10 protein-coding genes and 1 pseudogene are annotated in these 12,297 nt (G+C 74.1%); 4 read left to right on the forward strand and 7 right to left on the reverse strand.

What is annotated here, in order from left to right; translation table 11 throughout:
* Nucleotides 1-400: 400 nt before the first annotated feature.
* Nucleotides 401-631, forward strand: coding sequence for a hypothetical protein (locus tag ACIQKA_RS05790; protein ID WP_383153554.1), 231 nt, complete (start codon nt 401-403; stop codon nt 629-631).
* A 48-nt stretch (nt 632-679) separates the two neighbouring features.
* Here the strand turns inward: ACIQKA_RS05790 and ACIQKA_RS05795 are convergent, their stop codons facing one another.
* The 5 genes and pseudogenes from ACIQKA_RS05795 to ACIQKA_RS05815 form a co-directional block, all read right to left on the reverse strand.
* Nucleotides 680-1,486, reverse strand: a complete 807-nt coding sequence (locus ACIQKA_RS05795; RefSeq protein ID WP_402540096.1) for a phosphatase PAP2 family protein — start codon at nt 1,484-1,486, stop codon at nt 680-682.
* 43 nt (nt 1,487-1,529) lie between these two features.
* Nucleotides 1,530-2,507, reverse strand: coding sequence for a YihY/virulence factor BrkB family protein (locus tag ACIQKA_RS05800; protein WP_383429983.1), 978 nt, complete (start codon nt 2,505-2,507; stop codon nt 1,530-1,532).
* Nucleotides 2,473-4,377, reverse strand: coding sequence for a phosphatase PAP2 family protein (locus ACIQKA_RS05805; RefSeq protein WP_402540098.1), 1,905 nt, complete (start codon nt 4,375-4,377; stop codon nt 2,473-2,475). The genes ACIQKA_RS05800 and ACIQKA_RS05805 overlap by 35 nt, the downstream gene beginning before the upstream one ends.
* A 117-nt stretch (nt 4,378-4,494) precedes the next feature.
* Nucleotides 4,495-5,247: a D-Ala-D-Ala carboxypeptidase family metallohydrolase gene (locus ACIQKA_RS05810; RefSeq protein ID WP_383153564.1), complete on the reverse strand. Its 753-nt coding sequence runs from the start codon at nt 5,245-5,247 to the stop codon at nt 4,495-4,497.
* 429 nt (nt 5,248-5,676) lie between these two features.
* Nucleotides 5,677-6,723 (reverse strand): annotated as a pseudogene (locus tag ACIQKA_RS05815) (AI-2E family transporter); the annotation flags it as partial.
* 166 nt (nt 6,724-6,889) lie between these two features.
* Here ACIQKA_RS05815 and ACIQKA_RS05820 point away from each other — a divergent pair.
* The 3 genes from ACIQKA_RS05820 to ACIQKA_RS05830 all read left to right on the forward strand — a co-directional run bounded on the left by ACIQKA_RS05820 (nt 6,890) and on the right by ACIQKA_RS05830 (nt 9,666).
* Nucleotides 6,890-7,744, forward strand: a complete 855-nt coding sequence (locus ACIQKA_RS05820) for a DMT family transporter (RefSeq protein WP_383153565.1) — start codon at nt 6,890-6,892, stop codon at nt 7,742-7,744.
* A gap of 164 nt (nt 7,745-7,908) precedes the next feature.
* Nucleotides 7,909-8,904, forward strand: a complete 996-nt coding sequence (gene ppk2, locus ACIQKA_RS05825; protein ID WP_383153566.1) for a polyphosphate kinase 2 — start codon at nt 7,909-7,911, stop codon at nt 8,902-8,904.
* A 204-nt stretch (nt 8,905-9,108) separates the two neighbouring features.
* Nucleotides 9,109-9,666, forward strand: coding sequence for an ATP-binding protein (locus ACIQKA_RS05830; RefSeq protein ID WP_391095123.1), 558 nt, complete (start codon nt 9,109-9,111; stop codon nt 9,664-9,666).
* 114 nt (nt 9,667-9,780) lie between these two features.
* Here ACIQKA_RS05830 and ACIQKA_RS05835 read toward each other — a convergent pair whose 3' ends face one another.
* A complete protein-coding gene (locus tag ACIQKA_RS05835; RefSeq protein WP_383153571.1) occupies nt 9,781-10,968 on the reverse strand; it encodes a phosphatidylserine/phosphatidylglycerophosphate/cardiolipin synthase family protein in 1,188 nt (395 codons plus the stop codon).
* A gap of 260 nt (nt 10,969-11,228) precedes the next feature.
* A complete protein-coding gene (locus ACIQKA_RS05840) occupies nt 11,229-12,269 on the reverse strand; it encodes a vWA domain-containing protein (RefSeq protein WP_402540102.1) in 1,041 nt (346 codons plus the stop codon).
* Between the last annotated feature and the right edge of the window lie 28 nt (nt 12,270-12,297).

Below are 12,297 nucleotides of genomic sequence, written 5' to 3' on the forward strand. Positions count from 1 at the left end.
CGGTGTGCGGCCGGACCGCGGGAGAACGTCCCACGGGGAAACGGCGTACGGCCCGCGCCCTGCCCGGTGCGGGCCGTACTACCTGAGCGGCGGGTCCGCGGAACGGGGGATGCCGCGGGCCCGCCGACGAGAGCGGTCCCATGCGCTCTCCGCCCCGTCTGCCCCCGAACGGCCCGCCCATGCGCACCTCCTGTCGGGTCGTCCGGCAGAACGGCCCGGCGACCGGGCCACGGGCCTGCCGCCCGCCCGTGGAGCGCACACCGCCGGCCGGTCCTGCTCGCCCTCGCGATCCTCCTGCCGGCCCGACCGGCCGGACGGCGGGCTTGAAGCACACGACACCGGGTACCGGAAAGCGTACAAAACGCCCCTGGGGCGACAGGACACGAGGAAGAAGGAACGCATGTCGCAGCAGCACCGCGCCACCGAGGGGAACGCCGGGCACCCGAGGACCGCCGCCGAGGAGGTCCTGGAGGAGTTCGAGGAGGCCGAGACGGACGTACGGGAGGACGCGCACCCCGACGGGGACGGCGAGGCCGCCGACGCCCTCACGCCCAGCCGGAGCGCGCAGGAGGACGCCCGGCGCCGCGCGGGCGGGAACGACCGGGCGGGCGGGCCTCGGGGCGACGGGTGACCCGTCGCCGACGACGCCCCTGACCGGCCGGTCCCTGACCGGCCGGTCTCACCGGGACCCGGGCCGGCCCGCCGGTTCCGGGTCCTCCGTCGTGATCTCGGGCTCCAGGCCCTCGGCCGGCGTGGTGCGGGGGCGGCCTACGTCGCCCCGCCACGCCTCGAAGGCGAGCGTGGTCGCCGTGACCACCGCGACGCCGAGCAGCCAGCCCCCGACCACGTCGCTCACCCAGTGCACGCCGAGCGCGACGCGGGTGTAGCCCACGCCGAGCACCGCCACCGCGGCCAGGACCCACGGCACCGGCCGCCACGCGCGCGGGACCAGCGGCAGCAGGACGAGCAGCAGGACGGCGCAGGAGGTCACGGCCGTCATGGAGTGCCCGGAGGGGAAGGAGAAGCCGGGCGCGTGGGAGACGGGATCCGGCAGGTGCGGCCGGGCGCGCTCGACCACGTTCTTCACCAGCAGGCCCACGAGGCCGCCGCCGATCGCCGTGACGGCCGCCCAGGCGGCCAGCCGGAAGGCCCGCCGCCACAGGAGCCACACCACCACTCCGGCCACCAGGATCCGCATGGTCGCCGGCCCCCACGCGACGTGCGTGAGGAAGTCGAGCACCCGCACCCAGCCGGGATGGTCGAGCGCGGAACGGTGCAGCCGCTCGGCCACGCCCTGGTCGAGCCGGTGCAGCGGACTCCAGTGCGACTCCACCAGGACCAGCGCGAGGGAGAACGGGACGGCCGCCAGGGCGGTGAGGGCCGTGCCCACCACCAGCCGCGTGCCGAACCGCGCGTCGGGCCCGCCGTGTTTCGTCACGAACCGCCCGAGGCGACGCCTCCGGGGCCGGGGGGAACGCTCTGTCATGGTCGGTACGGTTCCTTTCGTGGTACGCGGGCGGGGGAGCCGTTCAGACTCCGGGGTCCTCGCTGACCGGGGCGTCGACCCCCGCCCGTACGGCCTCCAGCTGGGCCGCGAAGGACAGGCCCAGGAAGAGGGACAGCGACGTGAGGTACGACCACAGGAGCAGTGCGACGAACGCGCTCAGCGGGCCGTACACGGTGGTGAAGGAGCCGCCGGAGCCGACGTACAGGCTCAGGCCCCAGGTCGCGCCCAGCCACAGCAGCAGGTGGACGGTGGCGCCGAAGGCCAGCCAGGTGTGGCCCGGCTGGGGGCGCCGGGGCGAGCGGCGGAAGACGACGCTGGTCGCGAGGACGGCCAGCAGGATGCCGATGGGCCAGCGCAGCAGGTCCCACGCCAGGCGCGTCCCCGGCGCCAGGTCGTACACCTGGATCAGGGCGTGGCTCAGGTCGGAGCCCAGGACGGTGACGCAGAAGCTCAGTCCGAGGGGCAGTCCGGCCAGCACCGACATCACGAGGCCGCGGACGTACTTGTGGAGGAACGGCCGGTCGCGCTCGACGCCGTAGATGCGGTTGGCGCCGCGCTCCACCTGGCACATGCCGGTGGTGACGTTGGAGATCGAGAACAGCAGGCCGAACCAGAGGGCCAGCGCGCCGCCGTCCCCGGCGTGCCGCCGGCTCGCCCGCAGGGCGTCGTCCACGACGTCCTGGCTGGGGCCGCTGATCCGGCGTATCAGCAGCTCGGCGATCCGCCCGACGTCCTCGGTGTGCAGCACGCCCGACAGTCCTATGACCGCGATGGCGAAGGGGAGGATCGCCAGGACGGTCTGCAGGGCCAGGGCCCGGGAGTGGCTGAACCCGTCGGCGTAGCGGAACCGCACGAAGGAGTCCCGGACGAGCGCCCAGCCCCCGTAGCGGCGGAGCGTGGCCCAGGCGTCCTCCCCGGACAGGGTCTCGCCCTGCAGGCGCAGCTCGGCCTCCACGGCCCTGACCTCACCGAGCTGCGGTACGCGCGTCGCGGTGCCCATGCTGCTCCGCCTCCTTCCCGTCCTTCGTCTCCCGCTCGCTCTTCCCGCTCGCGGCCGGCGCGCCGATCCGCGCCGGCGCGGGCAGGTACACCCGCAGCGCCCCGGGCTCGACCTCCGCCGTCAGCCGGGTGCCCGCCGGGAGGACGTCGCCGTCGAGCTCGCGCGGCTGGGGACGGGCGAAGCGGAGGTCGACGCGTTCCGCGCCGAAGTACTCCAGCGCGCCGTGCGCGGCGGTCCGCTCCCGCGTGCCGGAGGCCTGCGGGGCCCGTCCGCCCGGCACGCGGGAGGCGAGGTACCCGGCGGCGGCGAGCCAGCCGGTCACTCCGCGCGGGTCGAGCAGGACGACCTCCAGGCGGCCGCTGTCGGGCCGGGCCTCCGGCAGCAGCGGCAGCCCGCCCTGGAGGGCGCCGACGTTGCCGATGACGACCATGCGGGCCCGCCGCTCCAGCGGGGCGCCCCCGTCGAGCCGGATCGACAGCCGCATCCGGGGGTCCCGCAGGTGCCGCGCGGCCGAGAGCACGTACGCGGCCCAGCCCAGGCGTTCCTTGAGCCGCGGCGAGGCGTCCCGGACCATGGCGGCGTCGAACCCGGCGCCCGCCATGACCGCGAACCGGGTCGGGGCGAGTCCGTCGCCCCGTATCCGGCCCACGTCGAGCCCGACGGCCCGCCCGGACAGGGACTCCCGCAGGGCGGCCACCGGTTCGGTCGGCAGGTCCAGGTTGCGGGCGAGGAGGTTCCCGGTGCCGCAGGGCACGATCGCGAGCGGGATCCCGGTCCCGGCCACCACGTCGGCGCAGGCGCGCACCGTCCCGTCCCCGCCGCAGACGACGACGAGGTCGAGCGGCTCGACGGGCCCTGTCGGAACGACGGAATCCGACGGCTCGACCGGACCGGCCGTACCGACCGGGCTGGCCTTACCGACCGGATCGACCGGGCTGGCCGTACTGACCGGACCGACGGGATTCGTAGACCCGGCCGATCCGGCCGATCCGACCGATCCGGCCGGTCCCGTCTCCCTCCCGGTCACATGGGCGGCCAAGGCGCCCGAGGGATCCTCGGGCGTCGTGTCGGTCCAGCGCTGCTCCGTGTACCCGTGGCGGCGCAGTACGGCCCGCACCCGGGCGGCGGTCTCGTCGCCGCACGCGTGCGGGTGGCGCACGACGACGGCCCGCCGCGCGCCGAGGACGGCCGGCTCCGGGGCCGTCTCGTCCTTCCGGGCGTTCGACAGCAGCGCGGACCCCACGAGCAGCAGCGTGCAGGCGCCGTTCAGGATCCCCGCCACCACGTCGGAGGGGTGGTGCATGCCCCGGTACAGCCGGGAGAACGCCACGGCCAGCGGGACCAGGAGCAGGAGCCCCACCACGAGGTTCCGCCACAGGCCCCTCAGGTGCCGGGCCGCGAGCACGGCGAGGCCGCCGTAGAGCGCCACGGAGGCCCCGACGTGGCCGGAGGGGAAGCTGGACGTCGGCGGCGCCCCGTCCAGGTGGGGCACGTCGGGACGGGCGCGTTCCACGACGATGGTGACGAGCAGGAAGACCGCGGACTGCGCGGCCACGGACACGGCCAGGAACCCCGCCTCCCACCACAGGGGGACCCGGGGCACGAGGAGCAGGCCCAGCACGCAGAGCAGCGTCAGGCCGATCACGGTCTGCGTGTCGGCCACCAGGGACAGCCAGTCGGTGAGCCAGGTCGCGGAAGGGGTGCGGTGGACGGCCAGGGCGCGGTTGACGCCGTCCTCCGCGGACAGCGGCGGGTGTGCGGCCAGGGGCCCGGTGACCAGCAGTCCCAGGACGGCGACCAGGGCCGCCTGCACGGGCAGCAGCAGGAGCGCGCGGCCCGGTCTGCCCCCCACGTCGTGTGCGTTCGTCATTGCCGCCGTGTTACCCGCCGGGGGCGGGACATGCGCCGGATCCGTCCGGGCCGCTCCGGCGTGGCGTCCGCGGTCGCCGTGGCCCGCGCTCCGGGGGGAACGCGGGCCGCCGGCGGATCAGATGCCGCAGCTGGAGGCGGACCAGAAGCGGCTGGGCCGGTGGTCGACGTGGGCGTGGTCGCCGTGGCCCGGGTAGCCCGGTCCGAGGATGCCGTTGAAGCCGTGGTTGCGGGCCTGCTGGGCGAGTCGGCACAGCGAGTGGGGCCCGGCGCCGAGGTCGGCCGCGTCACCGTACAGGTGGCGGCTGGAGGAGGCCCCGCCGACGGCGCTGTTGCAGGCCTGGCTCCGGAAGCCGCTGGTGACGCGGATGGACTGGTCGCCGAGGGCGTGTCGCAGGGCCTCCAGCTTCCACATGGTGCGCAGGGCGTTGGACTTGGCCGTGGCCGCGCTCACCGCGCCCCCGGCCCAGGTGCTGTTGCAGTTGTTCAGCTCCGCGTAGGAGAAGTGGACGGGGGTGCAGTCGTCGTCCTGGAGCGCGTAGATCTTGCCGAACGTCGCGGGGCCCGCGACGCCGTCGGCGGCCAGTCCGTAGGCGGCCTGGAAGCGCTTGACGGCGGCGGCGGTCGCCGGCCCGTAGGAGCCGTCGATGCCGAGCACCGCGCCGTAGCCGGGGTAGCCGGCCACGCGGATCTGGAGCGCCGTGACGTCGGCGCCGGACGCCCCCTGGGAGAGGGTGCGCGACCAGGTGTAGCAGCCGTCGGCCTGCGCGGTGCCCGCGGTGGCCACCACCCCGGCCAGCGATGCGGACATGAGCATGACAATAGAGAGAAGAAAGCGCAGGGGCAGGGAGCGTGCGGTGCGGTCGGCCATCGGGCCTCCAATGCCTCACGGAACGGATGCGGACGGGGTCCGGGGGTGCGGGCGCGCCGGGGACGTGATCCACGGCGCGGGCACTCAGAGAGTGGCGGTCCGGTCGACGCGCGTCAACCCGCCGCGACCACCGTCATTTGTCGGACCGGTGACGGCAGCGGAACGACACCTCCGCTTCACGCGGCCATTCCTCCGGCTTCACCCGGCGCCGGTTCCGGTGCCGGCCGCGCCCCCGGCACCCGCTCCGAGCCCGGCCCCGCTCCCGGAAGAGGGTCCTGGCGCCGGCTTTGGACCCGTCCCGCCTCCGGACTCGGGGCCCGGCTCGCGGCCACCCCCGCTTCCGGATCCCGGGCCCGGCTCACGGCCGCCCTCGCTCCCGGACCCGGGGCCCGGCTCGGGACCGCCCCCGCCCGCGAGCCGTTCCGCCGCCCGGGCCTCCCGCAGCGCCGTGATCACCGACCACACCACCGACACCAGCGGCACCGCCACCACCGCGCCCACGATGCCGGCCGCGATCGAACCCGCGATCACCGAGATCGCCACCACCAGCGGATGCAGCCGCACGGCCCAGCTCATCACCAGCGGATGCAGCAGGTGCCCCTCGATCTGGCCGATCACCACGATCAGGGCGATCACGACCGCCGCGACGAACGGGCCCTTGGCCGCCAGGGCGACGACCGCGGCGATCGCGAGGGCGACCGGCGAACCGATCAGCGGGACGAACGCGGCCACGAACTCCAGGAGCGCCAGCGGGACCGCGAGCGGCACCCCGAGCAGCCACAGCGCGATGCCCACGAGCACCGCGTTCGTCGCGGCCACGAGCACGATCCCGTGCGTGTAGCCGGTGAACGTGCGCCACGCCGCCCGCCCGCCGATCTCCGCCCGCCCCCGCAGGGACACCGGCAACTGCTCCCGGAACCACGCCCACTGGCGGTCGCCCGAGTGGAGGAAGAACACCGAGGAGAACAGCGCGAGCGCCAGCGTCGTCAGCACCGCCACCAGATGGTGCGCCCCGCTCACCGCGTCGCTGACCAGCGCCGAACGGTGGCTGGAGAGGAACTGCCCGATCCTCTCCTGCACGTCCGACAGCGCCTCGGGATCCAGCCGGAACGGCGGCCGCTCCAGCCAGCGCTCGATCCGTCCGACGCCGTCCCGGAACTCCCGCACCAGCGTCGTCCGCCGGTCCGCCACCGCCTCGCCGACCAGTGTGAGCACCCCCAGGACCAGCGCGACGCCGCCCAGCAGGGTGAGGGCGACCGCCGCCGACCGGGGCAGCCCCCGGGCGACGACGTCCGCGACCGGCCGCAGCAGCGCGGTGACGACCAGCCCCAGGAACACCGCCACCCCGATCTCGTGGAACCGCCCGAGCAGGGCGAACAGGGCGTAGACGAGGGCGCCGACGACGAGCAGCCGCCACGCGTACGCGGCGGCCGTGCGGAGGAACGGGGCCACCTGGGGCGGCGGGCCTGGCTGCATGACCGACGACGTACCACCGCGGCGGCGCCGGGCACCCCGGAGCGCCCCACATTCGCCCGACCAGGATCCGGCATTGGCCCGACCGGGTCCCCGGCCCGTTCCCCCGTACGGGCGCCCGGCCGGTGTCGCCGCGCCCGTACGGCCGCCGCCCGGTCAGGATCGGTGCATGGGCGTCGTCCTGCCGGTCCTCTTCTCCCTCTTCGCCGCGTTCAGCAACGCGCTGGCCACGGTGCTCCAGCGGCGTGCCGCGCTCACCGTCCCGCGGTCCGACTCCTTCCGGCCCGGACTGATCCTCGACCTGCTGCGCCGCCCGCTCTGGCTGGCGGGCATCCTCGCCGTCATCGCCGCCGGCGTCGGACAGGCGGCGGCCCTCGCGACCGGACCGCTGGCCCTCGTCCAGCCCCTCTTCGTCCTCGAACTGCCCCTCGCCCTCCTCATCGCCTCCCTGGTGGCGCGCGAACGGCTGCCCGCCCGCCTCTGGGCGGCCGTCGCGGCGGTCGTGGCCGGACTCGGGACGGCCCTCGCCGCCGCCTCGCCCACCGGCAACCGCACCCGCGTCCCGCTGGAGCACTGGGTGCCGGTCCTGGTGGCCTGCGCCGTCGCCGTGGTGGCGCTCACCGCCACCGGGCTGCGCCGACCGCCCGGCCGGGCCAGGGCGGGCTGCCTCGGCGCCGCCACCGCGATCTGCTACGCGCTCACCGCCGCCCTCATGAAGACGTCCGTGCACGTCCTCGACGAGGGCGGGCTCGGCGCCTTCCTGACGGCCTGGCAGACCTACGCCTTCTGCGGGGCGGGGATCGCGGCCCTCCTGCTGCTCGAACACGCCATGCAGGGCGGCCCGCTCGTGGCCTCCCAGCCCGCCCTCACCCTCGGCGACGCCACGGTGAGCCTGGCCCTGGGCGTCCTCCTGTACGAGGAGCACATCCGTACGGGCTGGTGGCTGCTGCCCCAGCTGGCCGGCGTCGCGCTGATCGTCGCCGGGGTGTTCGCCCTGGCCCGCAGCGGGGTCAGCACCTCCTGATCCCGGCCGCGGGACGACGACGACCGCCCGCAGGACGACGGCGACCGATCGCGGCGACCGGCCGGGTGACACCGGCGACCGCGGGACCGGTGAGATCGGAACCACCGGGTACACACCGGTTCCGGAAGGACTTGTCAGGATTCACCGAAGGAGCGGAGTACGCGATGACCGGCGTGGACGGTACGGGCGGCGGAGGCGACCGGCAGGACCGGGACGCCGGACCGGACCTGCTCGAAGGACTCAGCGTGGACACCAGCCGGCCCGAGCAGCCGCTCCTGCTCGGCCCCGGGGGCGAGCCCATCCGCACGTGGCGGGAGAACTACCCGTACACCCGCAAGGTGCGCCGCGCCGAGTACGAACGGCAGAAGCGGATCCTCCAGATCGAGATGCTCAAGCTGCAGCGCTGGGCCAAGGAGACCGGCGCCCGGATCACGGTGCTGTGCGAGGGACGGGACGCCGCGGGCAAGGGCGGCACCATCCAGCGGTTCACCGAACGGCTCAACCCGCGCGGCGCCCGGATCGTCGCCCTCGACAAGCCGACCGAGCGCGAGGCCGGACAGTGGTACTTCCAGCGCTACGTGGCCCACCTCCCGGGCCCCGGCGAGATCGTCTTCTTCGACCGCTCCTGGTACAACCGGGCCGGCGTCGAGCGGGTGATGCACTTCTGCACCGACGAGGAGTACGCGCTGTTCCTCCACCAGTGCCCGCTCTTCGAACGCATGCTGGTCGAGGACGGGACCCACCTCGTGAAGTTCTGGTTCTCCGTCTCCCGGGCCGAGCAGCGCACCCGCTTCGCCATCCGCCAGGTCGACCCGGTGCGGCAGTGGAAGCTCTCGCCCACGGACCTCGCCTCCCTCGACCGCTGGGACGACTACACCACCGCGAAGGTCGCCATGTTCCGGGCGACGGACACCGAGCACGCGCCCTGGACCGTGGTCAAGAACAACGACAAGCGGCGGGGCCGCCTCGAAGCCATGCGCAGCCTCCTGTCCCGCATCGACTACGCGAACAAGGACGAGGAGGCGGTCGGCACGCCCGACCCCCTCATCGTCGGAGCGGCGGACACCCTCCTGGAACCGGGGGAGGAGACGACCGTCCTCTCTCCCACCCCCCTGGCTCCCGCCCGGCAGGGCCCGGGGGAGCACCCCCCGGCCCACTGACCACGGGACGTACGCCGGAGGAGGCCGCCGACCGGATCCCACCCGGCCGGCGGCCGTCCGGCAGCGCGCCTGCGCGGTACGGAGGCGACCGCGTACCCTGTTCGGCGGCACCCGGAGCGGACCACGGTGTGTGCGGTCGGCACCGGGGTAGGCGCGGGAGTACGCAAGTACCGAAGAGCGACAGACGCGACGAAAGATCCTCATATGGTCATCCCGCCCGGGAAGCAGAAGGCAGGTGAGCCGGAAACGGACGAGCGCACCGTGCTGCGTCACGAAGCCGCCTGGGAGGACGGGGCGGTCCACGCGGCCGAAGCCCGTCACGCCCTGCGCGCCCTCCTGGCCCGGGCCGCGCGGTCCGGGCGCGCGGCGGTGCCCGCCTCCCTCGCCCTGGACGCGGAACTCGCCGTCAGCGAACTCGTCACCAACGCCGCCCTGCACGCCCCGGGCCCCTGCGGCCTGGTCCTGCGGCTGTCCGGCGACGAACTCACGATCACGGTGTGGGACACCTCCGGGGACGTGCCGACGCCGAAGGAGCCCGATCCGACCCGGATCGGCGGCCACGGGCTGCGCATGGTCCACACGGTCAGCGACAGGGTCGTGGTCGCCCCGCACGGCGAGGGGAAGCGGATCGTCGCCCACTTCCCCTTCGCGCCGGACCGCGACGCCGGCCACCGGGGCGGGACCGTCCTCCCGGCTTCGGCCCGCGCGGAGCACGCCGCGTTCCCCACCCGTTCCACGGGCCTGGACGACGCACGGCGCTGATCCGGGCCCCGCCCCCGCCACGGCGGTTCCGGCGGGCGGCGCTCCGTCCGCGAGGCGCCACGGACCGGCGGGCGGTTCCGTCTTCCCGGCCGGACCGGCCGAGAAGACGACGCGTCAGAGGAACCGGCGGATGGGCAGCACGGCCGCCTCCCGCATCCGCTGGGGGACGGCGCGCCGACGCCAGCGGGTGGGATCGACCGGGGAACTGCGCCGCATGTCGTCCTCGAAGTCCCGGTCGAGACCGGCGGTGAAGTCCTCGTCGAGGACGGCCAGCATCACCTCCTCGTCGTGGCTCATGGAACGCCGGTTGAAATTGGTCGAGCCGATCAGCGCGGCCACCCCGTCGACCGTCATGATCTTGGCGTGCATCATCGTCGGCTGGAACTGGTGGATGGTCACCCCCGCCTCCAGCAGGCGTTCGTAGTGGTACTGCCCCGCCAGCCGGCAGGCCCGCTGATCGGTGTGCGGTCCGGGCAGCAGGATCTCCACGGTGACGCCGCGGCGCGCGGTCGCGCACAGCAGGTCCACGAAGTAGGTGTCCGGGGCGAAGTAGGCGGTGGCCAGCCGGAAGCGCTCCTCGGCGCTCGTGAGCATCACCCTGATCAGGGTCTGCATGTCCTGCCAGCCGATGCTCGCCGAGCCGCGGATCACCTGCACGACGCAGTCCCCGGACTGTTCGTGCCCAGTGAACCGGTCCCGGTCGTCGTACAGCTCGTCGTGGCACTCGGCCCAGTTCTGCGAGAAGGCCGCGGCGATGCCGTCCACCGCCGGACCGCGCACCCGGACGTGCGTGTCGCGCCACTCGCGGGCGTTCCGGGCGTCGCCGCACCACTCCTCGGCGATGCCCACGCCGCCCGTGAACGCCGTGTGCTCGTCGACGATCAGCGCCTTGCGGTGGCAGCGGTGGTTCTGCTTGAGCGGCGACAGCCACAGCGGCTTGCGGAACCAGGCGACCCGCACGCCCGCCTCGCCCATCCGGTCGAGGAGGTCCTGCTCGATCCGCATCGCGCCGAAGCCGTCCAGGAGCAGGCGCACCCGCACGCCGGCGGCGGCGCGCTCGGCGAGCGCGACGGCGAAGTCACGGGCGATCTGCCCGCGCCAGTAGACGAAGGTCATCATGTCGATGGTGTGCTCGGCCGACCTGATGGCGTCGAGCATGGCGGGGAAGATCTGGTCGCCGTTGCGCAGCGCCAGGAGCTCGTTCCCCTCCGTGGCGGCGACGCCGATCAGCCGCTCCAGCCGCCGGCGCAGCCGCTGGACGCGGGCCGCGGCGGGTCTGTGGTGCTGTTCCATGAGAGTCATGCGAGTCCTCTTCGGATGGTTCGGGAAGCCAGGGGTGACCGTGCCGGGCCCGGCGGAGAGTGCGGGCGGGACGTGCCGCCGACAGCGGTGGACGGGCTCCGCGACCGGCCCGCGCCACCCCGCCCTCCGGCCTTTCCGTTCGAACCGACTTTCGTCTCCATGCTGTCCGCATGCCCGGCCGCCGGGACCGTAGACAGCGGTGCGACCGGGATCTCACCGGTCGGTCCGGCGTCGCCGCCGTCCCTCCCGCGCCTACGGCGTCAGACCATCACCAGGAGTCGCGTGTTCGCCACGAGCTTGCGGTTCACGCTGGTGCTCTGCACGAAGATGGTGAAGTCGTTGTTGTGGTCCGGCCTGACCCGCACCTCCACGTCCGGCAGGCCGAGCAGCGCCCGGGCCTCGGGCCCCGTGTACACCCGGTCCGTCTTCTTCTCCAGCACCGCGATCCGCTTCCGCGCCTGCACCTTCTCCGACTTGCTCAGCTGGTAGAAGGCGCAGCCGGTGCGGTAGGCGTGGCCGGACTCGACGACCCGGTCCCGGATGGCCGCGTCGTGCTCCACGGGCACGAGGTGGTACGTCGACGGGTCCGCGGGGGTGAGGCCGGCCGCCTCGACGGTGTCCTTGTTGACCGCCTCCGCGCCCGTGGAGAACACTGCCCGCGATCCCCGGATGCCCTTGGTGCGGCCCACCATGAACTTCTCGGTGGCCTCCTGGATGACCTGCCCGGCCTCCTCCAGGCCCTGGGTGCTGGTGGCGTCCCAGACGGCGACGTTCTCCTTCGGGAAGCCGCACTGCATCGCCTCCCGCCTGCCCATCTGGTCCGGCACGAGGACGGCCAGCGTCCAGTTGTCCGGCTGCGTCCCGATCATCCCGGCCACGGCCCCCACCAGCTCGCGCGGGTCTTTGGACGGGGCGTCCGGGCAGCGGTGGCTGGCGTTCTCCTGACCGTCGGTCAGCACGAACGTCAGGAAGCTGTGGTCGCCGTACAGCTGGGCCGTCTGCGCCAGCTCCCCCTGCGACTTCAGCGCGGCGGCCAGCAGGGACGTCATCCCGCCGACCCGGTACAGCTGCTTCAGGGACGGCATCCGCAGCACGTCCTTGTCGTAGACGACGCACTCCACCTTGTCCGCGAAGACGTACACCGTGACCCGGGTCTCCTGGTCCAGTTCCTTCGACCGGCGGGCCAGGTAGGCGATCTGACGGTCGGCGACCTCGACGACCTTGCGGCTCAGGTGCGACATGGACGAACTGGCGTCCAGGACGAGGGCGACGTGATTGATGTAGTTCTGGTTTCCGGACATGACGGTTCCCCCGCGTTCGTTCCCGACT

It is taken from the genome of Streptomyces sp. NPDC092045 (assembly GCF_044756005.1).
Taxonomy (GTDB): domain Bacteria; phylum Actinomycetota; class Actinomycetes; order Streptomycetales; family Streptomycetaceae; genus Streptomyces.